The organism is Zhihengliuella halotolerans (assembly GCF_004217565.1).
Lineage (GTDB): Bacteria > Actinomycetota > Actinomycetes > Actinomycetales > Micrococcaceae > Zhihengliuella > Zhihengliuella halotolerans.
Map to the genome: position 1 here is coordinate 3,233,875 of NZ_SHLA01000001.1, position 25,217 is coordinate 3,259,091.

The 25,217-nt window shown below is 69.7% G+C and carries 23 protein-coding genes; 10 read left to right on the forward strand and 13 right to left on the reverse strand.

Annotated features, from left to right (window positions below; translation table 11 throughout):
• Nucleotides 1-20: 20 nt before the first annotated feature.
• Nucleotides 21-950 carry an NAD(P)-dependent oxidoreductase gene (locus tag EV380_RS14905; protein WP_130451775.1) on the reverse strand — a complete coding sequence of 310 codons (930 nt, stop codon included), beginning with the start codon at nt 948-950 and terminating at the stop codon, nt 21-23.
• A gap of 87 nt (nt 951-1,037) precedes the next feature.
• Between EV380_RS14905 and EV380_RS14910 the strand changes: the two genes are divergently transcribed.
• On the forward strand, nt 1,038-2,099 hold the full coding sequence (locus EV380_RS14910; protein WP_130451776.1) for a D-2-hydroxyacid dehydrogenase: 1,062 nt from the start codon (nt 1,038-1,040) through the stop codon (nt 2,097-2,099).
• Between the two features lie 2 nt (nt 2,100-2,101).
• Here EV380_RS14910 and EV380_RS14915 read toward each other — a convergent pair whose 3' ends face one another.
• From EV380_RS14915 to EV380_RS14940, 6 genes are all read right to left on the reverse strand, one after another.
• Complete coding sequence (locus EV380_RS14915) at nt 2,102-2,608, reverse strand: methylated-DNA--[protein]-cysteine S-methyltransferase (protein ID WP_130451777.1); 507 nt, start codon at nt 2,606-2,608, stop codon at nt 2,102-2,104.
• The gene (locus EV380_RS14920; protein WP_130451778.1) at nt 2,605-4,194 is read right to left on the reverse strand and encodes a bifunctional transcriptional activator/DNA repair enzyme AdaA; all 1,590 of its coding nucleotides are present in this window, start codon (nt 4,192-4,194) and stop codon (nt 2,605-2,607) included. The genes EV380_RS14915 and EV380_RS14920 overlap by 4 nt, the downstream gene beginning before the upstream one ends.
• A 118-nt stretch (nt 4,195-4,312) precedes the next feature.
• Nucleotides 4,313-5,179 (reverse strand): VOC family protein, encoded by an 867-nt coding sequence (locus EV380_RS14925; RefSeq protein ID WP_130451779.1) that lies wholly within the window; start codon nt 5,177-5,179, stop codon nt 4,313-4,315.
• A gap of 1,095 nt (nt 5,180-6,274) precedes the next feature.
• Nucleotides 6,275-7,069: a DUF4097 family beta strand repeat-containing protein gene (locus EV380_RS14930; protein WP_102158262.1), complete on the reverse strand. Its 795-nt coding sequence runs from the start codon at nt 7,067-7,069 to the stop codon at nt 6,275-6,277.
• An 88-nt stretch (nt 7,070-7,157) separates the two neighbouring features.
• A complete protein-coding gene (locus EV380_RS14935; protein ID WP_130451780.1) occupies nt 7,158-8,855 on the reverse strand; it encodes a dipeptide ABC transporter ATP-binding protein in 1,698 nt (565 codons plus the stop codon).
• Between the two features lie 63 nt (nt 8,856-8,918).
• The gene (locus tag EV380_RS14940; protein ID WP_130451781.1) at nt 8,919-9,644 is read right to left on the reverse strand and encodes a TetR/AcrR family transcriptional regulator; all 726 of its coding nucleotides are present in this window, start codon (nt 9,642-9,644) and stop codon (nt 8,919-8,921) included.
• Between the two features lie 65 nt (nt 9,645-9,709).
• On the opposite strand from EV380_RS14940, the gene EV380_RS14945 reads away from it, so the two are divergent.
• Complete coding sequence (locus EV380_RS14945; protein ID WP_130451782.1) at nt 9,710-10,465, forward strand: SDR family oxidoreductase; 756 nt, start codon at nt 9,710-9,712, stop codon at nt 10,463-10,465.
• 29 nt (nt 10,466-10,494) lie between these two features.
• On the forward strand, nt 10,495-10,818 hold the full coding sequence (locus tag EV380_RS14950) for a Cif family virulence factor (RefSeq protein ID WP_207219446.1): 324 nt from the start codon (nt 10,495-10,497) through the stop codon (nt 10,816-10,818).
• 104 nt (nt 10,819-10,922) lie between these two features.
• On the opposite strand, the gene katG is transcribed toward EV380_RS14950, so the two are convergent.
• Together katG and EV380_RS14960 are read right to left on the reverse strand one after the other, a co-directional pair.
• Nucleotides 10,923-13,100: a catalase/peroxidase HPI gene (katG, locus tag EV380_RS14955; protein ID WP_130451784.1), complete on the reverse strand. Its 2,178-nt coding sequence runs from the start codon at nt 13,098-13,100 to the stop codon at nt 10,923-10,925.
• A gap of 21 nt (nt 13,101-13,121) precedes the next feature.
• The gene (locus EV380_RS14960; RefSeq protein ID WP_102158270.1) at nt 13,122-13,556 is read right to left on the reverse strand and encodes a Fur family transcriptional regulator; all 435 of its coding nucleotides are present in this window, start codon (nt 13,554-13,556) and stop codon (nt 13,122-13,124) included.
• A gap of 242 nt (nt 13,557-13,798) precedes the next feature.
• On the opposite strand from EV380_RS14960, the gene EV380_RS14965 reads away from it, so the two are divergent.
• Nucleotides 13,799-15,487, forward strand: a complete 1,689-nt coding sequence (locus EV380_RS14965) for a glycoside hydrolase family 13 protein (protein WP_130451785.1) — start codon at nt 13,799-13,801, stop codon at nt 15,485-15,487.
• A gap of 126 nt (nt 15,488-15,613) precedes the next feature.
• Here the strand turns inward: EV380_RS14965 and EV380_RS14970 are convergent, their stop codons facing one another.
• Both EV380_RS14970 and EV380_RS14975 read right to left on the reverse strand, forming a co-directional pair.
• A complete protein-coding gene (locus EV380_RS14970; protein ID WP_102158272.1) occupies nt 15,614-16,144 on the reverse strand; it encodes a P-loop nucleotide/nucleoside kinase family protein in 531 nt (176 codons plus the stop codon).
• Between the two features lie 110 nt (nt 16,145-16,254).
• Nucleotides 16,255-17,697 (reverse strand): amino acid permease, encoded by a 1,443-nt coding sequence (locus tag EV380_RS14975; protein ID WP_130451786.1) that lies wholly within the window; start codon nt 17,695-17,697, stop codon nt 16,255-16,257.
• A gap of 195 nt (nt 17,698-17,892) precedes the next feature.
• Here EV380_RS14975 and EV380_RS14980 point away from each other — a divergent pair, with 195 nt between their 5' ends.
• From EV380_RS14980 to EV380_RS14990, 3 genes are read left to right on the forward strand one after another with little or no spacing between them, the layout of a single operon-like run.
• Nucleotides 17,893-18,207 (forward strand): thiamine-binding protein, encoded by a 315-nt coding sequence (locus EV380_RS14980; RefSeq protein ID WP_102158274.1) that lies wholly within the window; start codon nt 17,893-17,895, stop codon nt 18,205-18,207.
• Complete coding sequence (locus EV380_RS14985; RefSeq protein ID WP_130451787.1) at nt 18,207-18,764, forward strand: GNAT family N-acetyltransferase; 558 nt, start codon at nt 18,207-18,209, stop codon at nt 18,762-18,764. Before EV380_RS14980 ends, EV380_RS14985 begins: the two co-directional genes overlap by 1 nt.
• Before the next feature lie 8 nt (nt 18,765-18,772).
• The gene (locus EV380_RS14990) at nt 18,773-19,639 is read left to right on the forward strand and encodes a spermidine synthase (RefSeq protein WP_242607648.1); all 867 of its coding nucleotides are present in this window, start codon (nt 18,773-18,775) and stop codon (nt 19,637-19,639) included.
• Nucleotides 19,640-19,707: 68 nt separating this feature from the next.
• On the opposite strand, the gene EV380_RS14995 is transcribed toward EV380_RS14990, so the two are convergent.
• On the reverse strand, nt 19,708-20,571 hold the full coding sequence (locus tag EV380_RS14995) for an endonuclease domain-containing protein (RefSeq protein ID WP_130451788.1): 864 nt from the start codon (nt 20,569-20,571) through the stop codon (nt 19,708-19,710).
• 137 nt (nt 20,572-20,708) lie between these two features.
• The gene (locus tag EV380_RS15000; protein ID WP_130451789.1) at nt 20,709-22,157 is read right to left on the reverse strand and encodes an NCS2 family permease; all 1,449 of its coding nucleotides are present in this window, start codon (nt 22,155-22,157) and stop codon (nt 20,709-20,711) included.
• Between the two features lie 99 nt (nt 22,158-22,256).
• Here EV380_RS15000 and EV380_RS15005 point away from each other — a divergent pair, with 99 nt between their 5' ends.
• From EV380_RS15005 to EV380_RS15015, 3 genes are all read left to right on the forward strand, one after another.
• Complete coding sequence (locus EV380_RS15005; RefSeq protein ID WP_130451790.1) at nt 22,257-23,237, forward strand: universal stress protein; 981 nt, start codon at nt 22,257-22,259, stop codon at nt 23,235-23,237.
• Nucleotides 23,238-23,353: 116 nt separating this feature from the next.
• On the forward strand, nt 23,354-24,529 hold the full coding sequence (locus tag EV380_RS15010; protein WP_130451791.1) for a type III polyketide synthase: 1,176 nt from the start codon (nt 23,354-23,356) through the stop codon (nt 24,527-24,529).
• Nucleotides 24,530-25,216 carry a class I SAM-dependent methyltransferase gene (locus tag EV380_RS15015; RefSeq protein ID WP_130451792.1) on the forward strand — a complete coding sequence of 229 codons (687 nt, stop codon included), beginning with the start codon at nt 24,530-24,532 and terminating at the stop codon, nt 25,214-25,216. It abuts the gene before it with no gap.
• The last annotated feature ends 1 nt before the right edge of the window (nt 25,217 follow it).

Sequence of the window (25,217 nt, forward strand, 5' to 3'; positions counted from 1 at the left end):
GTCAGCGGGGCGACCCGCCACTACCGTTCGGCGACGAATCGACGGGTGACGGCCATATCGCGGTCGCCGAGACCCGAGTCGACGATCTCCGTGAAAGTCTCGTGCAGTGCCGGCAGGAGAGCGGCCCGGGTGGCGGTGGATTCGGCGACTTCGAGCCCGCAGCCGAGGTCCTTGAGCAGGTACTTGGCGGCGCCCGAGGGGCTGTCGTCGCGGCCCACGAGCTTGTCCTTGCGGGTGTCGAGCAGGCGCGAGGACGCGTAGCCGTGGCCAAGCAGGTCCCACATCTGGCCGACGTCGATGCCGGAGCGTTCGGCTAGGACGGTGGCCTCGCCGAGGGCCAGGATCGTCGCGCTGACGACCAGCTGGTTGCACGCCTTGGCGACCTCGCCGGCGCCGAGCGGGCCAAGTCGGACCGGGGTCCCGCACGGGGCGAGTGCACGGGTGGCGCGGGCGCAGTCGTCCTCCGTTCCGCCCATCATGATCGACAGGGTGCCGGCGATCGCGCCGTCCTCCCCGCCGGAAACCGGCGCGTCGACGAGGTGGACGCGCCCGCCGGTCGCGCCCTCGAGTCGCTGGCCGAGTTCCTGGATGCCGGGTGCCGAGCACGTGGAGCCGACGACGACGAGCAGCGGATCGGCGTCCCGGGGGCGGTCAGCCGCCCCGGCGGCGAGGCCGGCGGGACCGTCCAGCAATTCGATGACCTGCGGGAGGTCGGGGACCATGAGCAGTACGATGTCGCACGCGCGACCGAGGGAGGCGGGGGCGTCGTGCCAGTCGATGGCGGCGGCAGGGGAGCCGAGGAGGAGCTCGGTCATGACCTCGTCGCGCGGCCGGCGGGCCGTGACGGCCGCGCGACCGTGGCTCACGGCGAGATGGCGGGCCATCGGGGCGCCCATGGCGCCGAGCCCGATGACGCCGACGAGCGGTGCGGTGCGGTCCTGATGCGTCATCGCAGCAAGTCTTTCATTTGGTGACGTGGATCCGTAGGGTGCGCGGGCGGGCCGATAGGGTGGGTGGAACCGGAAGGAAACCCGCTGATGAACCCCACTTCTCAGACCCTACAGGTCGGTCTCGCGGTCGACCTCCCGCAGGGCGATTGTGAACTGATCGAGCGGCTCGAGCCGCGCGTGCGTGTGCTGCGCCGCCCCGGACTGAACCGACCAGCGCGCTGGAACGGGGATTGGGAGGGCGACCCCGGATTCGAGCGCACCGCCGAGCAGGAGGCGGAGTTCGCGGAATTGCTCGCCGGAGCCGACGCGCTGTTCGGCATTCCCGACGTCGATCCGGCGCTGCTGGCGCGGACCATTCGGGCGAATCCCGGGCTGCGGTGGGTGCACACCATGGCGGCCGGCGGCGGGGCGCAGGTGCGGGCCGCTGACCTCTCGCCGGACGAACTCGAGCGCGTCGCGTTCACGACAAGCGCCGGTGTGCACGGCTCCACACTCGCCGAGTTCGCGCTGTTCGGCGTGCTCGCCGGCGCGAAGGATCTGCGTCAGCTCGAGCGCGATCAGGCGGCGAAGCTGTGGCCCGCCGAGCGGCGGTACATGCGTCACCTCGACGAGATGACGGTCCTCGTCGTGGGCCTCGGGGGCATCGGGGCGGCAACCGCGGCCCGGTTCGCTGCCTGCGGCTCCACCGTGTGGGGCACCTCCCGCAGCGGGCGCCGCGTAGAGCACGTCGACCGTGTCGTCCCGCTCGAGGACCTCACCAAGGCGGCGGGAGAGGTTGACGCGATCATCGTGACGCTGCCCGGGACGCCGTCGACTGAGAAGCTCATCGGCGCCGACGTCTTCGCCGCCGTCAAGCCCGGTACGATCCTGGTCAACGTCGGCCGCGGAACGGTGATCGACGAGGAGGCTCTCCTGCCCGCGCTCGACGACGGACGGATCGGGTTCGCCGCACTCGATGTCTTCGCGACCGAACCGCTGCCGGCGTCGAGCCCCCTGTGGGAGCATCCTCGGGTTCTCGCGAGCCCGCACACCGCCGCACTGAGCCGGCAGGAGGCGGGGCGCATCGCCAAACTGTTCGCGCGCAACGCGACACGCCTGCTCGATGGAGAGCCGCTGATCAACCGCGTCGACACCGTGGAGTTCTACTGACGTCAGGCGAGGGTCGCGCCCTCCAGCGCCAGCAGGAATTGCTTGCGTTCGGCGCCCCCGGCGTAGCCGGTGAGGCCGCCGCCGGAACCGAGCACGCGGTGGCACGGGAACACGATGCTCAGCGGATTGCGCCCGACGGCCTGGCCGACCGCCTGCGCCCCGCGCGGCGAACCGACGGCCCGTGCGATCTCGCCGTACGTCACGGTGCTCCCGCGCGGGATCCCGCACAACTGGTCCCACACGGCCTTCTGGCGGGGTGTGCCCGGCGCGCCCAGGGGGAGGTCGAAGCCGTCCGCGCTGCCCGCCGCGTAGGCCGCCAACTGCGCTGCCGCCTCGTCGAGCAGTGGGTCGTCCCCGGGGCGAACCTGCTCGCCGAGCCGCTCGGGCGACGGCTGGAAACGGTGGTCGGCGAACCAGATCCCGGTCAGCCGGCCCGCGTCGGCGGCGATGGTCAAGGGGCCGATCGGAGTGGCCGCGAGTTCCGGCGCGTCGGTGATCAGATGCTTCATGATGCTCCTCCGGGGGCTGTCGCTGGTGATGGTGCGGGCGCGGCGGCCCATAAGTGCGCGGCGGCGTAGGAGCGCCACGGCCGCGTTGCCTCGAGCTCCGCGGCGAGGTCGGCGCGGCTTTCGGCGAGGCCGAGCGCCCGCGCGTTGGTGGCGAGAGCGGCATCGCCGCTGAGGTCCACGTCGGGGTCGCCGAGCGCGCGCAGCCGCGTGTAGGCGAGCGTCCACGGGCCCACGCCCTTGAGGACCGCGAGCCGCTCGAGCATGTCCGCGTCGGGCGCTGCCGGGTTCTCCGCGAGCAGCGCCAGCACGCGTTCGATGGTCGCCCGGCGAGCCGCCGGCCCCCGGTACCAGTCGCCCAGGCTCGCGAGCGCGGCACTCGCGCTCGGGAACGGGCGCAGTTCGGAGGACGACGGCGGCGCCCCGCCGTCGTACCCGCCCCCGGCAGGCGCGGAGTCGGCTCGCGCGGCGCGAACCGCGGCGGCCATGAGGCGTTGACCCGCGGCGACCGTGATCTGCTGGCCGGTGACGGCGCGCAGGACGGCCTCGTGCAGGGTCGGGATCCCGGGGATGCGCGTGCCCGGGCGCGCGCCGACGAGCGGAGTCAGCCAGGCGGTGCGGGAGAGCGCGGACTCGATGCCGGGCAGGTCGGCGTCGGCGTCGGTGAGGCGGCGGGCGGTGGCGACGGCCGCTGGGAGGTCGCGGGCGTCATCGAGCGCGATCCGGGCACGCAGGACGCCCGACGCGTCGGGGCCCAGGCGGAGCAGGCCGCGGCCGTTCGGCAGAGCGAGCGCGCGCTCATAGTGGCCGTCCTCGATCCGGTCCATTCCGGCGACCGTGCGCGCGGCGAACCAGCTGCTCAACCCCGCCCAGTCGAGCCCGCCGCGCACCGGCAGGCGGGCGCTGAGTGCGACGGGCGCCGCTGCCACCCGTTCGGTGGTGCCGCCCGCCTGTCGTGACGCCGTGCGCAGTTCGCCCGGGGAGCGGTTGAACACGGCGCGGATCGTGTCGTTGAACTGCCGGATGCTGCCGAATCCGGCGGAGAACGCCACGTCGGCGACGGGCAGCTCGGTGGAGGCGAGGAGGCGGAAGGCGCCGCGGGCGCGCCGTGCGCGGGCGTGGGCCAACGCCGGCGCACCGGTGGCCTCGACGAGCGCCCGGTTCAGTGTCCGCACCGAGACGCCCAGGCGTGAGGCGAGCGCGGGGACCGTGGGTGGGCTTTCGACGGCGGCACGTGCGGCGAGCACGCCGTCGTCGCCGGAGTCCAGCGCGCCGTCGTCGATCAGGGCGAGGGCACGGCCGGCGAGCGTCGCCGCGGGGTCCCAAGCGGGTGAGCCGGGCAGCGCCTCGGGGAAGCAGCGCAGGCACGGCCGGAAGCCGCGAACCTGCGCTTCGGCCGCGGTCCGCAGGAACGTCACGTTCTCCCGCTTCGGGGTCGGCGCCGGGCACGACGGCCGGCAGTAGATGCCTGTCGTGAACACGGCCGTGTAGAAGGCGCCGTCGAAACGCGCGTCGCGCGCGTCGATCGCCGTGTACTTGGCGTCGAACGGCAAGTCCTCGAAGGTGGTCGCGTCGCCGGTCTTGGTCATGGGTTCATCCTGCCGCACGCGCAAGTTCTTCGCTGGCGGGATTCGGTCACGAGCCTCGGGCGGAGAGTGTGGCGGACGCCGCGCTCGCCTGTATGCAGGCGCGAGCCGCCCCCCCGGATCAGCCGGCTGTGATGCGCAGCGCGTTGTTCCAGGGGTCCTCGAACGTGAGCGTGCGACCGTCGTCGTACCAGGGGACCGAGCTGGACGTGAGCCGCTCCCGCAGGGCGCCCACCGCCTCCTCGTCGGACACTGTCAGGTCGATTTCGCCGAGACCGAGCGAGGGTTCGCGTCCGGTGGCGCCGCGCGAGTTCCACGTGTTGGCAGCGAGGTGGTGGTGGTAGCCGCCGACGGAGAAGAACACGGCGCTGTTGCCGATCGTCGCGGTGACGTCGAAGCCGACGACGCCCGCGTAGAACTCGCGCGCGGTCGCGACGTCGCCCACCTTGAGGTGCACGTGGCCGACCTTCGCTTCGCCGCGTGGGATCGCGGGGTCGGCGAGGTGAAGTTGCAGGTAGCGGCGCGGGTCCAGGAAGACGGTGTCCATCGCGACGCGATCGCCGTCCCACCGCCAGGTCTCGCGCGGGCGGTCGAAGTAGAGCTCGACGCCGTTGCCCTCGGGGTCGTCGAAGTAGAAGGCCTCCGAGACGAGGTGGTCCGACGCGCCGAGGAAGCGGCCCGCGGACCAGGCGGCCACGCGCTGGACCGCGGCGGCCAGGTCGGCGCGGGAGGAGAAGAGGATCGCGGTGTGGAAGAGGCCCGCTGCGCCGTCCGGTGCGTGCCGCAGGGCGGGTGCGTGTTCGAGGATCATGGTCGGGGCGCCGTTCCGGCCGAGGACGGCGCTCGGCCCGGCCTGGGCGATGACGTCGAGACCCACGCCTTCGGTGTAGTAGCGGATCTGTGAGTCCAGATTGCCGACTTTGAGGGTCACGGTCCCGACGTCGCTGCGGGCGTCGAGGCGGTCCAGGGTGTCCATCGCCGTGCTCATGTGCTTCAACTCCAACCTGTCGCGGACCGTCGCGGTCCTGCTATTTAGTTGAAGGAACAAGTAAATTTCGGGATTCATTCCCGGTGGGCCGCGGCCGAGGCCTCCTGCGGTGGTGCCGACCGCGCCCGTCGTCGAAATGGGCGACTTCTCGGCGCTGCTGTCGCTCAGAACGACGACGCGAGACGACCGCTGCAGGACTGCGGCTGTGGATACCCGCGAGGAGGTCGCTTTCTCGTCGAGCATGGACTCATGACGCCTCGTAGCCAGATGCCGGCCGAACTGCAGAACTGCGTTTTCAGCGTGCGACAGGCGCTGGATGCAGGTGTCACGAGATCCAGACTCAGAGCCGGAGATATCACCGCCCTGGCTGCGGGCCTCTACGCGCACGGTGTCGACGAGCCGACGGAGCTCGCCCGGGCGGCCGCGCTCCGATATTGGCGACCCGAACTCTGGCTGTCGCATGCGAGCGCGGCCAAGGCGCACGGACTCTGGATTCCGGCGTCGATCGCCCGGGATCCGCGGCTCCACGTGAGCCTGCCGCGGCTGCAGCGGACGGTGCGGGCAGCTGGGTTCGCCGGCCACGCCATGATCGCCCGGGCCGAGGATGTGCTCCGGTTCGATCGTGTGGCGCACGCACCAGCGGGTCTGACTGCGGCCGTCTCCACGCCCGTGCGCACGTGGCTCGACCTCGCACCCTTGCTGTCTCTCGATGAAATGATCGTTCTCGGGGATCAGCTGGTCCGCCGCCCCTATCGGCGGCTCGACGGGAGAAACGAACCATGGGCGACGCTGTCCGGACTTGAAGCGCACGTCGACGACCATCGGGGGTTGAACGGCACCCGCATGGCGCGCAGGGCGCTGGACCTCATCCGGGTGGGATCGGATTCGCCGCCGGAGACGAGGGTGCGCACCACCGGACGGCGGAGCAGTTCGAGCGCGACATCCGTCGCGACGAGGCGTTCTCTGCCCGTGGCTGGCGCAATTTCCGATTCACGAGGGAGGGCGGGCGACAGGGGTTCGGTCGGGCGGTCATCCAGCTGCGCCGGCTCCTCGGCGCGCCGTAGCGTCGTTCCGGGTCGGACGCGGGACAGTGGTTCAACGCGGGGTGACGTCCACCGAACCGTTCCTCGTCGCGACACGCACCCGCTGGTCACTCGAGGGATCCGTCGGGACCTCGATGTCCTGCCGGCCGTTGTTCGTGGACACCGACACGTCGTACGGGCCGCCGGGAAGCTCAACTTCCACGGCCCCGTTGCGGGTCTCGATCTCGACGTCCGACGGGACGGCAGCGAGGCGGGCGTCCACGTCGCCGTTGTTGGTTTCGATCCGTACGACGTCGGCGCTCGCCTCGCGGACCTCCACCCGGCCGTTGCGAGTGGATACGTCGATGCGGCCCGAGGTGTCCTTCAGTGCGAGGGCTCCGTTGCGGCTGGAGATGTCGAGACCGCCGCTGACGTCCTCGACCGTCACCGCTCCATTGCGCGTTGTGACCGCGACCCCGTTGTCGAGGCCGGCGAGCCCGATCGATCCGTTGCGGCCGGTCAGCTCGAGCGCGACGCCGTGGGGCACCACCACCTCGTAGGTGGTCCGGCACCAGTTCAGCCCTGTGCAGGCACGTTCCAGATTCAGCCGGTCGTCGGAGATCGACCAGTCCGCCCTGTCCACGCCGATCAGCACGGTGCCCGCGAGCTCGCGGCGCACTTCGACGTCGTCGACGTCGCTCGCGGTGACGCTGATGTCGCCGTTGTGCGAGTCGATGCTCAACGCGTCGCCGTCGAGTGAGAAGCTCTGGGACTCCGAGTCCGGGCCGACGACGGGTGCCGCGACGGAGCAGCCCGTGGCCGCGGTGAGCAGAATGGCGGCGGCGAGGGCGGGGAGCGGGCGTCTCATGTTCCCAGCCTAGGTGGGATCGGCTCCGAGGGAACCCGACCTCGGGAAAATGGGGGTATGAATCAGGGTCATCCCTGAGGCCGGGCCGTCACGCCGCGTCGCCGTCGAGGTCGATGCGCAGCTCGTTGCCCGGAATCGACGCCAGCAGCCGCCGCGTGTACGGGTGCCGCGGGTTCGTGAAGATCTCCTCGCTGGACGCCGCTTCCACCAGCTCGCCGTCCTTCATCACGCATACGAAGTCGGAGATCAGCCGCACCACGGCGAGGTCGTGCGAGATGAACAGGTAGCTGAGCCCCATCTCCTTTTGGAGTGAACCGAGCAGCTTGAGGATCTGGTCCTGCACCAGGACGTCGAGCGCCGAGACCGGCTCGTCGCACACGATCAGCTCCGGCTTCAGCGCGAGCGCCCGCGCGATCGCCACGCGCTGCCGCTGACCGCCCGAGAGCTCCGACGGGTAGCGGCGCAGCATCGCGACCGGCAGCGCCACCTGCTCCATGAGTTCCTGCACGCGCGCCCGCCGCTCGGCCGGGGTGCCGCGCTTGTAGGCCTTGAGCGGCTCCTCGATGATCCGGCCGACGGTGAACATCGGGTTCAGGGACGAGTACGGGTCCTGGAACACGGGCTGCACGCGCTGCCGGAAGTCGTCGAGCGCCGCCTTGTCGAGCGTCGCGACGTCCTGCCCGTCGAAGAGCATCGTTCCGCTCGTGGGGTCGATGACCTTCAGCAGCATGCGTGCCGTCGTCGTCTTGCCCGACCCTGACTCGCCGACGATCGCGACCGTCGACCCGCGCGGGATCTCGAGCGAGACGTTCTTCGTCGCGTAGAAGTCCTCCCGCGATCCGCGCCGTTTGTAGACCTTGGTCAGGTCGCGGATCTCCACGATGTTGTCCGCCGCCTCCGCGGGCATGTCCTCGGGTATGACGTCGGCAGCGGCTTTCGCGCGTTCCTCGAGGTCCGCGGTGTAGGCCCCGGGCAGCAGGCGGGCGGCCGCCACCGAGGGGGCCGCCGCGACCAGCGAGCGCGTGTAGGGGTGCTGTGGGTCCTCGAGCAACTGCTTCGCGTTGCCCGCCTCGACGACGTGACCGCGGTGCATGACGACGAGTTCCGAAGCGCGCTCCGCGGCCAGGCCGAGGTCGTGGGTGATGAGCAGGACGGCCGTGCCGGCCTCCTCGGTCATCTGCTGGATCTGATCGAGGATCACGTGCTGGACGGTCACGTCGAGGGCCGACGTCGGCTCGTCGGCGATGAGCAGGCGCGGCCGGCAGGCGAGCCCGATCGCGATGAGCGCGCGCTGGCGGAGGCCGCCCGAGAATTCGTGCGGGTACATCTTCGCGCGGGCTTTGGCGTCCGGGATTCCGGCGGCCTCAAGGGTCGCGACGACTTTCGCGTCGACGTCCTTCTTGGTTGCCATGCCGTGGGCGAGCAGGGTCTCGGCGACCTGGGTGCCGATCTTCGAGACGGGGTTCAGGTTGGACATGGGGTCCTGCGGCACCATGCCGATGTGCTTGCCGCGGATCTTCTGCAGCTCCGGCTCGGGCAGGCCGAGGAGCTCGCGCCCGTCGAGTCGCACGCTTCCGCGGACCAGGGCGTTCGACGGCAGCAGCCCGATGGCGGCCATCGCCGTCGTGCTCTTTCCCGAACCGGATTCGCCGACGATGGCGAGGGTGCGGCCCGGCTGCAGCGTGAGGCTCGCGCTGTGGATGGCGGAGACCTCGCCGTGCATGGTCTTGAAATCGACGGCCAGGTCGGAGATCTCCAGCAAGGGTGCGGGCTGCGAATCGGTCATGGGTCCATCCTGCCTCAAACTTGTGGCAGATATGTTTCACGTCACATCTGGCGCGCCGTGAGGTCAGGTGCTGGCCCCGCTCGGCGGGGAGGGGGTTCGTCTGGAAGCGATGCGACCCAGCCAGTGCCGGAGCAGGTCGGCTTCCGGGGCGGAGAATCCCTCCGAGGCCAGAGGCAGAGCGGCCAGCAGTGCGCTGGCCTGCTCCGCTGGCCCGACGTTTGCCGCGGGCGCTGACAGGCCGGTGATCGCCTCGATCGTCGCCTCGCGCATCGCGGCAGACAGCGCGGGGTCCGGGGTGCGGGTGATGATCTGGCGCAGCGTGACGCCGATATTGGCGGCCAGGACGTGGTCCGTGGCCTGCTGCGGATCGACCCGGAGTCGACCCTGCGCGTGCGCCTGCTCCATGAGGCCGAGCAGCGCCCTGGTTGGTCGATCCTCCGCGGTGCTGCGGCTTCCCGGGGCGACCTGCCCGTACATGAGTGCGTAGAAGGCCGGATTCTCCAGCCCGAAGGACACGTGCAGGTCCCATCCGGAGCGGAGGTTCCGCAGCGGGTCCGGATCCGGTTCGGCCTGCGTCTTCAGAGCCATGTAGAGGTCGAAGCCGTGCTCGACGACGGCGCCCAGCAGGCCCTCCTTATTGCCGAAGAAATGGTAGAGCGTCGGCATTTTGACTCCGACGCGCTCGCAGATGGCGCGCAGGGGGACGTCCTGGCCCGGATGGGCCGCGATGAGGTCCGCGGCGGCCTCGAGCAGTCGCTCCCGTGTATCGGTATTGCGCGTTCCTGTCATATCGCTATAGTAGCAATATAGCGCCGATATACATCGGTGGATCGATCAGATAGGAAAGGCTCACCATGACTACGCATGACCTGAAAGATCGAGTGGTTCTCGTCGCCGGCGGCGGCAAGAACCTCGGGGGCCTCGTCTCCCGCCAGATGGCAGAGGCCGGGGCGGACGTGGCCATCCATTTCAACTCGGAGTCCACCCGGCCCGACGCGGAAGAGACGCTTGCCGCGGTCGAGGCCGCCGGCCGGCGCGGTGTCCTGCTGGGCGGGGATCTGACGGTTCCGGCCAACGTCGAGAAGCTCTTCGCAGACGCCGAGGAGGCGCTCGGCCGCGTCGACGTCGCCGTCAACACGGTCGGCAAGGTGCTGCGCAAGCCGATCGTCGAGACCACCGAGGACGAGTACGACTCGATGTTCGACATCAATGCCAAGGCCGCTTACTTCTTCATCAAGGAGGCCGGCCAGCGGCTGAACGACGGCGGCAAGATCGTCACGATCGCCACGTCGCTGCTGGCGGCGTTCACCGACGGCTATTCCACCTACGCCGGCGGCAAGTCCCCGGTCGAGCACTTCACGCGCGCCGGCGCGAAGGAGTTCGCCGCCCGCGGCATCTCCGTCACGTCCATCGCCCCGGGCCCGATGGACACGCCCTTCTTCTACGGGCAGGAGACCCCGGAGCGCGTCGAGTTCCACAAGTCGCAGGCGATGGGCGGCCAGCTCACGCAGATCGAGGACATCGCCCCGATCGTCCGCTTCCTGGCGACCGAGGGCTGGTGGATCACGGGCCAGACGATCTTCGCCAACGGCGGATACACCACGCGTTAGGCTCGTTTCACCCGAGGAGAGGCTAGATCATGACCGCTGTACCCGAACCTGTGGCGTCCTTCATCGACGCCGTCAACCGCAACGACGGCGACGCCTTCCTGAACGCGTTCTCGCCGGACGGATTCGTCGACGACTGGGGCCGGATCTTCACTGGCCGCGAGCAGATCAAGGCCTGGAGCGACGTCGAATTCATCGGCGCGCACGGCACACTGGCGGTCGAGGAGGTCGACGCCGGCGAGGAGGCCATCGAGGTCGTCGGCGACTGGCGCAGCCAGCACGCCAACGGACGATCCAAGTTCACCTTCGCGGTCGTCGGCGACCACCTCGCCTCCATGACGATCCGCGAGGGCTGACCCCGCGTTAAACACGTGTGGCCGCCACCCCTGTTGGGATGGCGGCCACACGCTTCTGGTCGGCGGGACGGTGCCCGCGATGCGCCGGGCGGGCCGGCGGCCGACTACTTCTTCAGGTCGAAGCGGTCCAGCTCCATGACCTTGACCCACGCTGAGACGAAGTCGCTCACGAACTTGTCGGCGGCGTCGTCGGAGGCGTAGACCTCGGCGACGGCGCGCAGCTCGGAGTTGGCGCCGAAGACCAGGTCGACGCGGCTGCCGGTGAGTCCGGTGTTGGACGTGTAGGTCCGCTCGTCCTCGGAGGCGGTCCACTCGATGCCCAGCTCGAGCAGGTTGACGAAGAAGTCGTTCGTCAGCGTGCCAGGCGCGGTCGTGAAGACGCCCAGGTCCGACCCGTCCCAGTTGTTGCCCAGCACGCGCAGGCCGCCGACGAGGACGGTCATCTCCGGCGCGGAGAGCTTGAGCTGGTTGGCGCGGTCGATCAGCAGGTACTCGCTCGGCAGCTTGAGGTAGCCCGAGTCGTGGTTGCGGAAGCCGTCGGCGACCGGCTCGAGCCAGGCGAACTGGTCGAGGTCGGTCTGCTCCTGCGTCGCGTCGACGCGGCCCGGGGTGAACGGAACCGTGATCGACTTGCCGGCGGCCTGGGCCGCCAGCTCGATGCCCACGCCGCCGGCGAGCACGACGACGTCGGCGAAGGAGACCTTCACGGAAGCGGTCGCGTTGAACTCGTCGGTGATGTTCTCGAGGGTCGCGAGGACCGGCTTCAGGGCGGCCGGGTTGTTGGCCGTCCAGTTCACCTGCGGCTCGAGGCGGATGCGGCCGCCGTTGGCGCCGCCGCGCTTGTCCGAACCGCGGAAGGTCGAAGCGGCCTTCCACGCGGTGGAGACGAGCTGGTCGACGGTCAGGCCCGACTCGGCGATCTTCTGCTTGAGGGCGTCGATGTCTGCGGCGCCGATGACCTGCTCCGGCGCGGCCGGGAGCGGATCCTGCCAGATGAGGTCCTCAGCCGGGACCTCCGGGCCGAGGTACAGCGGCTTCGGGCCCATGTCGCGGTGGGTCAGCTTGAACCAGGCGCGGGCGAACGCATCGGCGAACGCGTCCTGGTCGTCCTTGAAACGGCGGGAGATCGCCTCGAAGCCCGGGTCCATACGCAGAGCCAGGTCCGAGGTGAGCATGCGCGGCTCGCGCTTGCCCTCCGAGTGGGCCATCGGCACGAGGCCGTCGCCGCCGCCGTTCTTCGGGCGCCACTGCTTCGCGCCGGCGGGGGACTCGAAGAGCTCCCACTCGTAGGCGAAGAGGATGTGGAAGAACTCGTTGTCCCAGCGGGTCGGGTGGTAGGTCCAGGTGACCTCGAGGCCCGAGGTCAGGCTGTCGTCGCCGTGGCCCGTGCCGTACTCGTTCTTCCAGCCGATGCCCTGGTTCTCGAGCGGTGCGGTCTCGGGGTCCGGACCCATCTTGTCGTCCGGGTGCGCGCCGTGGGTCTTGCCGAAGGTGTGGCCGCCGGCGATCAGAGCCACGGTCTCCTCGTCGGTCATGCCCATGCGGGTGAAGGTCTCGCGGATGTCGCGGCCGGAGGCGATCGGGTCCGGGTTGCCGTTCGGGCCCTCCGGGTTCACGTAGATCAGGCCCATCTGCACGGCAGCCAGCGGCGCCTCGAGGTCGCGGTCGCCGGTGTAGCGCTCGTCGTCGAGCCACACCTTCTCCGGGCCCCAGTAGATGTCCTCGTCTGACTCCCAGACGTCCACGCGTCCGCCGCCGAAGCCGAAGGTCTTCAGGCCCATGGTCTCGAGCGCGACGTTGCCGGCGAGGATGAAGAGGTCGCCCCAGGAGATCGACTGGCCGTACTTCTTCTTGACCGGCCACAGCAGGCGGCGGGCCTTGTCGAGGGAGACGTTGTCCGGCCAGGAGTTCAGCGGCGCGAAGCGCTGCTGACCGCGACCGCCACCGCCGCGGCCGTCGTGGCTGCGGTAGGTGCCGGCGGAGTGCCACGCCATGCGGATCATGAAGGGACCGTAGTGACCGAAGTCGGCGGGCCACCAGTCCTTCGAGTCCGTCATGACGCCGGCCAGATCGGCCTTGACGGCGTCCAGGTCCACGTTCTTGAAGGCCTCGGCGTAGTCGAAGTCCTCACCCAACGGGTTGGTGACCGGCTGGTCCTTGGCGAGGATCTTCAGGTTCAGCTTGTTCGGCCACCAAGTGCTGTTGGTCGAGCCAGCCGTCGGCTGCGACACGGCACCGTGCATGACCGGGCACTGGCCCACGGGTGTTGCGGTTTCAGTCATGACAATCCTTCCGGAATTGCTTCAAGGGGCATTGGTTGTGGCGGAGCATGCGGGACACAGACCCCAGTAGATGACCTCGGCTTCGTCGATGTCGAAGCCGTGGCCTTCAGGAGCGTGCAGGCACGGAGCCTTGCCTTCGGCGCATTCGACGTCGACGACGGCGCCGCACTGCCGGCAGACCAGGTGGTGGTGGTTGTCGCCCACCCGTGACTCGTACCGTGCCAGCGACCCGGCGGGCTGGATGCTGCGCAGCAGCCCGGCCTGGGTCAGGGCCCGCAGGGCGTCGTACACGGCCTGCCGGGAAACCTCCGGCCGGATCGCGTGGACGGCGCCCAGGACGGTGTCCGTGTTCGCATGCGGGTGTGCCTCGACGGCCTGCAGCACCGCCACCCGGGGGCGGGTGACGCGCAGGCCAGATTCACGCAGCTGGTGCTCGTGATCAGTCTCGGTCCGCATGCGCCCAATCTACTCCTTATCTGGACACAGTCAAGATTAGATGTGGATTTGTCGACGACTGTTCGCCGTGCCGTCATCTTCCGGTTGCTACCCGCGGGCTCGCGGTCGAACCGGCCTTGACGGCATGCCCCTCGAGTCCCCATACTTGGCGTCACCGATATATTTAGATCCTAAATTTAGTTGACGCGAGTCGAGTGGGTGCCGAACGCCCAGTGTTCGCGCGACGGGAAGCAGCTGCAATCATGACCGAATCGTCCCGAACCGCCGCGGCCGACTGGTGGCGCCAGGCCTCCGTCTACCAGATCTACCCGCGCAGCTTCGCCGATGCCAACGGCGACGGCATCGGCGACCTCAAGGGCATCACGTCCAAGGTCGGCTACCTGCAGGAGCTGGGCATCGAGGCCGTCTGGCTCAGCCCGTTCTACCCCTCGGAACTCGCGGACGGCGGCTACGACGTCGCCGACTACCGCGATGTCGATCCCAAGATCGGCACCCTGGCCGACTTCGATGAGATGACCGCCGCACTGCATGCCGCGGGCATCAAGGTCATCGTCGACATCGTCCCGAACCACACCTCGGATCAGCACGAGTGGTTCCGCGAGGCCCTCGCCGCCCCCGAGGGATCCGATGCACGCGACCGGTACATCTTCCGCGAGGGCAAGGGGGAGAACGGGGAGCTGCCCCCGAACAACTGGACCTCGATCTTCGGCGGTCCCGCCTGGGAGCGCATCACCGAGCCGGATGGTACGCCCGGCCAGTGGTACTTCCACCTCTTCGCCAAGGAGCAGCCGGACCTGAACTGGGACCGCCGGGACGTGCGCGAAGATTTCCTGAAGACACTGCGCTTCTGGTCCGACCGCGGGGTCGACGGCTTCCGCATCGACGTGGCCCACTCGCTGACCAAGAACCTCGACGAAGCCTACGACGCACTGACCACGATCCTCGGCGACTGGAGCATCTTCGAGGACGGCCAGCACCCGATCTGGGACCGCGACGAGGTGCACGAGATCTACGCCGAGTGGCGCGAGGTCTTCAACTCCTACGACCCGCCGCGGACCGCCGTCGCCGAGGCCTGGGTTCCGAAGCCGCACCGCCGCGCCCGCTACGCCTCGCCGGAGAGCCTGGGCCAGGCTTTCAACTTCGATCTGCTCGTCGCCGACTTCGACGCGGCGGAGTTCCGCAAGATCATCTCGGAGAACCTGGAGTTCGCGACCGAGTCCGGCTCGTCGACCACGTGGGTCTTCTCGAACCACGACGTCGTCCGCCACGCCACGCGCTACGGCCTGCCGAGTGTCCACGGCGGCCTCAACGACGGGTTCTCGGGCGGCAACAACGGCAAGCAGTGGCTGCTCGACGGCGGCGACCCGGCCGCCGTCGACATCGAGCTCGGCCTGCGCCGCGCGAAGGCGGCCACGGCCCTCATGCTGGCCCTGCCCGGGTCGGCCTACCTGTACCAGGGGGAGGAGCTCGGCCTGCAGGAGGCCGGGCAGATCCCGGACGCGGACCGCCAGGACCCGGCGTTCTTCCGCAACCCCGGCGTCGACATCGGCCGCGACGGCTGCCGCGTCCCGCTGCCGTGGGAGCCGACCGGTTCCGCGCTCGGATTCGGCGCGGGCACCGCGCACCTGCCGCAGCCCGAGTGGTTCGCCGACTACGCCGCCAGCGCGCAGGAAGCCGACGCCGGATCGACGCTCGCGTTCTACCGCCGAGCCCTCGCCCTGCGTGGCGAGCTGCAGACCGAAGAGGCGCTGGCCTGGCAGGAGACCGGGGCCGCCGACGTCCTGCACTTCAGCCGCCCGGGCGGCTGGCACGTCGTGACGAACTTCGGTGCTGAGCCGGTGGAGCTGCCGGCCGGCGAGATCCTCCTGATCAGCACTCCGCTCGTCGACGGGAAGCTGCCGGCGGACTCGACCGCCTGGCTCAAGCGGTAGCCTCCTGGTGAGGCGAGCACGACGGCGTCGCCCACCCCGCGCGGGGAGGGCGACGCCGTCGTGTTGTGCGGGTTCATGCTGGGCGCGTCCGTCCGTTTCCGGTGGGACCCTGCTTCCGCGAGCCGGCTACTTGGCGCCGGCGTTGATGAGCGACTCGGCCTCGGCGGCCAGAGCCTCGGCGGATGCGTGCCGCGAGTCGAGCACGTGGCGCGGATCCTTCCACAGCGCGAGCTGGAAACGCCGCCGGTTCAGGGAGATCCACGTGGGGGCGCCGATGAGGGGATCCTCGACCCGCTTGCGCTGCTGCAGACGCATGCGGTGCACCGTCGGGTCGGAGCACACGACCTCGAACCAGAGCAGCTCGGCGCCGGTCCGCTCGGCCAGGCGCTTCCACTGCCCGCGCGCCTCAGCGGTGTCGTTGACGGCGTCGATCACGACGTCGAGTCCGTTGCGCAGCTGCGGTTCAGCGGCCGCCTCGACGGCGGCGTACGCGGCGTGCCCGGTCGGCTGCCGCTTCTGCTCGACGCCCGCGGAGACGATCGCGGCCTCCAGCGGGTCCACGCCGAGCAGGACGGCGCCGAGGCGGGAGGCGAGGGCCTCCGCCGTCGTCGACTTGCCCGTGCCGGGCAGCCCGGCGAGGGCGATGAGTCGGGCCACGGGATCAACCTCTTCTCACTCGGCCGGCGGATAGGACGACGCCGGCGCGGCAGCCTCGTCGTCTGCGACGATTCTGCCACGCGGCGCGCCGCCGCGGCAGTGACCTGCGACTAGTCGCGCAGGGCCAGGTCCGGGCGGACCCGGCCGGTGGGGCCGACGAGCAGTCGGTAGCCGACGAGGAGCAGCGCGATCCAGACGCCGCCGACGATGAGGGCCGCCCGCCCGGCCGGCGTGAACGCCAGGATGACGACGATCAGGCCCATGAACGCGAGGCCCAAGTAGTTCAGCACTGGCCACAGTGGGGCGGCGAACCCGCCCGGCTGCTCGCCGTTCCGCGCCATTTCGCGGCGCATGTTGCAGTGCGCGAGCAGGATCGAGGCCCACGTGAACACGGTCGCGAAGGTCGCGATCGAGGCGACGATCAGGAACAGCTGGTCGGGGATCCAGAGGTAGACGAACAGTCCGATCACGAGGCAGCACGCGACGATCGCGACCGGCTGGACGGGCACGCCCGCCTTCGAGACGCGCGTGAACGATGCCGGGGCGTGGCCCTGCTCGGCGAGGCCGTACATCGTGCGGGACGCGGCGTAGGTGATGGAGTTCATCGCTGAGAGTGCAGCGGAGAGCACCACCGCGTTGATCACGTGCGCCGCCCCGGGGATGCCGAGCACGGCGAAGACCTGGACGAACGGGGACTCACCCGAGCCGATCTCGGTCCACGGGATCAGCATGAGCATCACGCCGATCGTGAGGATGTAGAACACGAGGATGCGGATCGGGACGGTGTTCACGGCCTTCGGGATCGCGCGGGCCGGGTCGTCGGCCTCGCCGGCGGTCATGCCGAGCGTCTCCACGCCGCCGAACGAGAACACCACGATGCCCAGGCTCATGATGATGCCCCAGACGCCGAAGGGCGCGAAGCCGGAGTGCTCGAAGAAGTTGTGCGGACCGGGCGTGAAGCCGCCGAGGCTGACGCCGCCGATGACGAGCGCGAGGCCGCCGACGATCATGGCGACGATCGTGACGACCTTGATGAGCGTGAACCAGAACTCGAGTTCACCGAAGACTTTCACGCGCATGAGGTTCAGGCCGCAGATAAGCACGAGCGCGGCCACCATCCACACCCAGCCGGGGGTGTCGGGGTACCACATCTTCATATACATCGCGGCGGCGGTCATGTCGGCGATGGCGACGATGATCATCTCGAACGCGAAGGTCCAGCCGGTCAGGAAGCCGGCGGTCGGGCTGATGTACCGGCCCGAGTACTGGGCGAAGGAACCGGCGACGGGGTGGCGGACGGCCATCTCCCCGAGGGCGCGCATCACCGCGTAGACCGCGCAGCCGGCGATCAGGTACGCGATGAGCACGGCCGGGCCGGCCGCCTGAATGGTCTCCGAGGAGCCGTAGAACAGGCCGGTACCGATCGCGGAGCCGAGTGCGATGAAGCGGATGTGCCGCAGCGAGAGTTTACGTTCGAGTTCGTTGGCTGACGGGTCCGGACTCGTCGTCGAGCCCGCGCCGTGCTCGTGCACGGTGGTCTTGCTGGAAGTCATATCGGTCCTGTTGTCTCATGCCTGGCCGTAACAATGTGAGGGTGCCATGGCTGGGATTGCCCCAACGGGGCAGCGTCCAGTGTTCCACGGTGATGAGCGTTCCGTCACATTCGGCCCCGTGACGTTGTGTGAAGCCCCGTACTCGCGTGCGCCGCGTGTGGCGCGGATGCGCGCCGAGGTGGCAGGGTTGAGGCCATGATCGTCGCCTTCTCCGTAGCCCCCATGAACGCCCAGGACGCCGACGGGTCCGTGCACGACGCCGTCGCCGCCGCCGTCCGAGTGGTCCGGGCCTCCGGCCTGCCCAACCGGACGTCCTCGATGTTCACCGAGATCGAGGGCGAGTGGGACGAGGTCATGGACGTCGTCAAGCGCGCCACCGAGGCGGTCACCGCCGCCAGCGACCGCGTTTCGCTGGTCCTCAAGGCGGACATCCGCGCCGGGCACACCGGCGAGATCGACGGCAAGGTCGCCCGGCTCGAGCGCGCGCTCGCCGAAGGGGACCCCGCCTGATGTCGCAGCACAGCTACGTCGTCCGTAAGGCGGCGGCCGAGGACATCCGGGGAACCCTCGAAATGAAGCTCGCCGCCTGGCGCGAGACCTACTCCGACCGGCGCCCCGAGTCGTTCTTCTCCGCGGAGCAGGCCCGCCGGGAAGAGCTCGTCGCCTGGTGGACCAACGGCTTGGAGGCCGGCGCTGAGTTCTGGATCGCCGTCGACGCCGACGGCGAGATCGTCGGCTGCGCTGGCGGGGCCCCGGTCACGGACGACGACGCCGACACCGGTGCCCGCCTTGAACTGCAGGTGCTCTACGTGCGTTCGTTCGCCCAGGGCACAGGCCTCGGCGAGCAGCTGATGGCGACCGTCATCGGCGACGAGCCCGCGGTTGTCTGGGTGCTCGAGGGCAACGGCCGGGCCGTTCGGTTCTACGAGAAGCACGGTTTCGTCGCCGACGGCCGCATCGAGGCGCTTGCCGACGAGGGCGGCGGGCTCGATTGGGCCGGCCTCAACGAAATGCGCATGGTGCGCGGCGCGTCCGGCGGGGCGCGCGCCGTGAACGCGGCGGGCTAGGACTCGGCGTGGGCGGACGTCGTCGTACGCAGAAGGCGAAGGGCGGCGCGCGCAACGCGGCCGAGACCGTGAGCGCGGCGGTGGCCGGGCCCGTCGAGGGTGAGTTCGAGATCGACACGGGTCTCGCACGGCTGGAGCGCGACCGGTACAGCAGCACTGGGTGGGTCCTGTACGTCAACGGCGTGCCGTCTTCGCACGTGGACCTGGCCGAGCCCGCGCGGCTGGACTTCGAATACATGCGGTGGATCGCGGCGCTGATGCGGGCGCGGTTCGACCCGTCCGGCTTCGGCGAGCGGAAGCTGCGCGCGCTGCACCTGGGCGGAGGCGCGTGCTCGATGGCGCGGTGGGTGCATGCGACGTACGAGGCCCGGCAGGTCGTCGTCGAGCTCGACGGCCGGCTGGCCGAGTACGTGCGCGACTGGTTCGATCTGCCGCGGGCACCGCTGCTGCGCGTGCGGCAGGGCGAGGCCGGCGCGGTGCTCGCCTCGCTCACCGAGAACACGCGCGACGTGGTCATCCGGGACGTCTTCGCCGGCGATGCGACCCCGGCGGCGCTGACCGGGGAGGCGACGGCGCGGGATGCCGATCGGGTGCTGGACGCGGGAGGGGTGTACATCGTGAACTGCGGCGACGGCCCGGATCTGGCGAACTTCCGGCGCGAGGCTGGCGTGCTGCGCTCGGTCTTCGCGCATGTCGTGGCCGTCGCGGACCCGGCGATGTTCAAGGGGCGGCGCCGCGGGAACGTGATCATCGCGTGCTCGCAGGAGCCCGTGGTGGCGGACGCCGCTGCGGCGGGCATGCGGCGCGAGCTGCTCGGTGGGGGAGTGCCCGCGGCCTACTGGGACGAGGCGAAGGTCGGGACCTTTGCCGGGTGATGGGCGACTATGTGCGAATCGCCCCGTTTTCGACCAGGCTGGCGCGGCCCTAGTTTTGGACGCCCTAGTCAGCAGACCGTGTTGAGGTCGTCGCGGCGCGAAAACGGGGGGATTCGCACATCCGTGCCCGTGGCGAGGATCTCCCGGATGGTTTCGATGACGGAATCGGTCCTGTTCAGGACCTGCGAGGCGCTGAAACGGATGGACCGGTAGCCGGAGCGGGCCGCTTCCTGATCTCGGCGCATGTCGTTCTGCCAGGCTGCCCGGTTCCCGTGCCACTGCCAGCCGTCAAGTTCGACGATCAACCGACCTGCGACGAGGAAGTCCACCCGGCCGATGCCCGGCAGCTCCGCTTGTTCTTGGAAGTCGAGTCCCGTCCGCAGCAGCCCCGCGCGTACGACGACTTCAATGGGGGAGCCGGCCACTCCGCGGACGAGGTCCAGAGACTGCCGAGCGTTTCGGCCGTGGCGGTTCCCCAACCGGGCGCGGAGGTCGTCGAGGGTGACGAGTCCTCGGACGAGCGCCGATTCGACGATGACTGCGGATTCGACTGGTTCAAGACAGCCAGCGGCGTGGAGGCACATCTGCGTCGGATCCACGACGAGCGTCGCGGCGGTGGTGATGCGGTGCCGGACGACGGCGAATTTGCAGGGTCCCTGCGGATGACCGTGAGGTGTCGCCAGGTGAAGTCTGGACGGCGTTGTCAGCACCCAACCGCCGGTGAACTCGGCGGCCGATACGCACGTCAACGCGGCAGCCAGACGTAGGGCCTCCATCGCGTTGGGATGCAGTCCAGGATCCGCGATGATGTCCGCCCGCGGGCGAGGGTAGTTCGAGAATGCGGCTTCGATCCGGCGCCGCGAGAGCCCGCGATCCGCGAGGTCGCGTCGGGTCAGAGCGCCGCGTTGGCGCAGGAGGTCGTCGAGGTCCACGCGCCGATTCTGCCGCTTGCTCTAGCCGGCAGCGGACCCGCGGTTTGCATGTGTGGAAGCAGCGGAGGAGTCGGTGCGCTGTGGACGCCGAGTGGGCGCTGCTGCTCGGGGCGTCGCGTCGCGGCCCGTGAGGCGCGCTAGGCGATCGCCTGCTCGAGCACGCCGATGCCGAAGAAGAGCACGAACGCGGCGGCGACAACCCACATGAGCGGATGGACCTCCTTGGCGCGGCCCTGAACGGCGCGCAGGAAGACGAAGGACACGAATCCCGCACCGATGCCGTTGGCAATCGAGTACGTGAACGGCATCAGGGTGAAGGTCAGGAACGCGGGCAGGGCGATGCCCCAGTCGGTCCAGTCGATCTTCACGACCTGGGTGATCATCATGAATCCGACGACGACGAGTGCCGGGGCGACGGCCTCGAACGGTACGAGGTGGATGAGCGGGGTCAGGAACATCGCCAGCACGAACAGGATGCCCGTGACGATCGAGGCCAGGCCGGTGCGGGCACCTTCGCCGATGCCCGCGCCGGACTCGACGTAGATCTGGTTGGAGGAGACCGAGGCGCCGCCGCCCGCAATCGCGCCCGCGGCGTCGACGAGCAGCACGCGGTTGACGTTCGGGATGTTGCCCTTCTCGTCGACGGAGCCCGCCTCGTTGGCGAGGCCGACCATCGTGCCCATGGCGTCGAAGAAGATCGAGAGCAGCAGGACGAAGGTCAGGAGCACGGCCGCCGTCACGCCGAGGGTCTGGAATGCGCCGAAGACCGAGATCTCGCCGATGAGCGACAGGTCGGGGGATGCCCACTCCGGCATCGCCGGGACCACGAGGGACCAGCCCTGTGGGTTCTCGGCGCTCGAGCCGATCCCGAAGGCCAGCTCCAGGGCGTTCGCCAGCGCCGCGGAGACGACGATGCCGATCAGGATCGCGCCGCGCACCTTGCGGATCACGAGGGCCGCCGTCAGCAGAAGCCCGACGACGAAAACGAGGAGCGGCCAGCCGAGCAGCTCGCCGTCGAAGCCCAGGCCGACGGGCACTGTCGTGCCTGCAGCATCGGGGACGCGGCGGACGAAACCGGCGTTCACGAGGCCGATGAGCGCGATGAACATGCCGATGCCGACGACGATCGCGGTCTTCAGCGACGGCGGCACGGCGCGGAAGACCGCCGTGCGGAAGCCCGTGAGGACGAGGATCATCATGGTCACGCCGGCGATGAGTACCAGCCCCATCACCTCAGGCCACGTCAGGCCCGGATTGGTCGCGACCGTGATTGCGAGGAAGGCGTTGACGCCCAGCCCCGTGGCCATGGCGAACGGGTGCTTCGCCCACGCGCCCATGAGGATCGTCATGATGCCGGCGACGAGGGCGGTCGCGGCGGCCACTCGGGCCGGCCCCAGCTCGGCCCCGGTCGAATCGGCCCCGGAGAGGATCAGCGGGTTCAGCACCACGATATAGCTCATCGCGAAGAAGGTGGCGATGCCGCCGCGGATTTCCCGCGAGAAGGACGAGCCGCGCTCGGAGATCATGAAATAGCGGTCGAGCAGACCGGCTCCCGCGTTCTGCGTGGGTACTCCAGTTTTGTGCATGGACCTATGTTATGGCTCGCACTTTTGCGTTGTAGACCACACGTGGGGAAAGGTGAACAATGTAACTACGGCGTTTGCCATCCACGAAGGAGTTGGACGATGACTGAGTACCCCAGTGAAGGTGACACGGGCCCGGACCGCGCCGAAGGCGTGGTCGGCGGGATCATCGTGGGCGTCGACGGTTCCGAAGCCGGTCAGTGTGCCCTGAAATGGGCGGCTGACGAGGCGCGCCGCCGGAGCATGCCCCTCAACGTCGTCACCGCGTACACGATTCCGGTGTTCGCGGCGTCCAGTATGGACGCGGGATACGCGACCCTGGACGACGACGTCATCCGCGAAGGCGCGCAAGAGGTCCTGCGTGACGCGATTCATGGTCTCGACACCACTGGAATCGACGTCAAACTGCTTCTCGAGTCCGGCGACCCGGCCGGTGTGCTGCTCGACCTGAGCGAGAGCGCGGACCTCATCGTGGTCGGCACGCGCGGCCGCGGCGGCTTCGTCGGGCGCATGCTCGGTTCGGTCAGCTCCGCGCTTCCGGCCCACGCGAAGTGCCCGACCGTCGTCGTGCCGCAGTGCGTCACGACCGTCCCGACGGATGCTCCCGAGCGGCGCGACGTCGTCGTGGTGGGTGTGGACGGATCCGAACGGGCGCGGCACGCGGTGCTCATCGCGGCCGAACGGGCGACCGAGCGCGGCGTGCCGCTGCGCGTGGTGTGCGGGATCCCGCCGGTCAGCGGCGCGCTGGCCTGGATGCCGGCGACCGTGGACCAGGAGGCGCTCGTGGCCGACATCCAGGTGCAGCTCGGTAACGGGGCACGCTGGCTCAACAGCCACTTCCCGAACCTCGAGATCGAGACGGAGGCCGTGAACGGCCCACCGATCGAGATGCTGCTCGAGGAGTCCGCACGTTCGCGCCTCACCGTCGTGGGTACGCGCGGGCGCGGCGGTTTCGCCGGGATGCTGCTCGGATCGACAAGCCAGGGCGTGCTGCACCACGCACGCGGCCCGGTCCTCGTGGTCCCGGACCGCGACGATCCGCGACTGCACAACCGATCGGACTTCGACACGCCCGCCGGCTAGCCGGTTGCCGCGGACGCGCTGCCCGAACCTGAATGCTGACTAGGAATGTTGGCCATCAACCGGTTCGGGCGGCGCATTCTGTTGTCTTCTGTCACTGCGTGGCCTAAGAATGGACCATGACAGCGCTCATGAGGTCCCTCGAAACCGCCGTCCCTTCGACCGTCATGGTCCAGTCCGTGGTGCGCGATGTCTTCGCGGCGCAGCCCGGCCTGACCCGGCTCGGGCAGCGGCTCGTCACTGCGGCGTTCGACTCGTCCGGGATCGAGACCCGCTACACCGCCGTCGACGAGCTGACGCTCGAGCAGCAGGCCGAGGACCCCGTCTTCTTTGACGCGGCGAAACTGGAGATCCTCCGCCCCGGAACCAAGGCACGCAACGAGGTCTACGCCGACGCGGGCGCGGCCCTCTTCGTCGAGGCCGCGCGCAAGGCCCTCGACGCCGCGGACGGGATCGGGCCCGACGACGTCACCCACGTCGTCACCGTCTCCTGCACCGGCTTCTTCAACCCGGGGCCGGACTACAAGATCGTCCGCGAGCTCGGCCTGCGCCCCGCCGCCCAGCGCTACCACCTCGGATTCATGGGCTGCTACGCCGCCTTCCCGGCGCTGCGTGCGGCGAAGTCCTTCTGCGACGCCGACCCCGACGCCGTCGTCCTGGTCGTGAGCGCGGAGCTCTGCTCGTTGCACGTGCGCAGCTCGAACGACCCGGACACGATCGTCGGCACTTCCCTCTTCGCCGACGGCGCGGCCGCCGCCGTGATCTCCGCCCGCCCGGACCTCGTCCCGCCGTCGCGCCCGCATCTCTCGCTCGACTTCTTCGAGACGACGCTGACGCCCGTGGGGGAGGAGTCGATGGCCTGGAACATCGGTGACGAGGGCTTCGAGATGGTGCTCGGAAATTACGTTCCGCACATCATCGACGACCACATCGTCGGCGCGCTCGCCCCGCTGCTCGAGCGCGACGTGTCCCTGCGCGGGGTGGACTACCAGGACATCGAGCACTGGGGCATCCACCCGGGAGGGCGCAGCATCCTCGACAAGGTTCAGGCGCGGCTGGGGCTCGGCGACGAGCAGCTCGTCCCGGCGCGCGAGACCTTGCGCGACTACGGGAACATGAGCAGCGCGACCGTCATGTTCGTGCTCAAGAACATCCTCGACCTGCCCGAGGCCGCAGCGAACGACGCCGGCGCGCTCCTCGACGAGCGGCCCGCCGGGGCGTCGCGGGTCTGCGCGATGGCGTTCGGGCCGGGCCTGACCGTGGAGACCGCGCTGTTCACGAAGGTCACCGCCTGAATGGACTTCCTCGCCCGCCGCGACGAGCACGCCGTCGAGCAGATGGACCGGCCCGACTGCGATCCCGTCCGGCTCGCGAATACCTACCGGCAGTTCCGGCTCGTCAACGCCGCGGTCTCCGGGTGGCGCCGCACGTGGGTGCGCCACATTCGCCCCGCGCTGTCGACCACGCGGGCCACCACCCTGCTCGACGTCGGCTCGGGCGCCGGCGACATCCCTCGCGCCTTCGCGCGCTGGGCCGCGCGCGAAGGGCTCGCCCTCGAGGTCACCGCGATCGACCCCGACGAGCGCGCCGGCGCCTTCATGAGCTCGCTGCCGCCGGTGCCCGGCGTGAGCCTGCGCCGCGCACACACCGCCGATCTGGTCGCCGAGGGCGCACGGTACGACGTCGTCACCTCCAATCACCTCCTGCACCATCTGGACGACGCGCAGCTGGCCGGGCTGCTGGCCGACTCGGAGGCGCTCGCCGGCCGCCTCGTGGTGCATAGCGACATCGCGCGCACGCGCGTCGGCTACGCGCTGTTCTCGGCGGGGACCCTCCCGCTGCCGGCCTCTTTCATCCGCGAGGACGGGCTGACGTCGATCCGGCGCAGCTACCGGGTGAACGAGCTGCGCGAGGCCGTGCCCGACGGGTGGCGGGTCGAACGCCAAGGGCCGTTCCGCAATCTGCTGATCCGTCGGGCCTGAG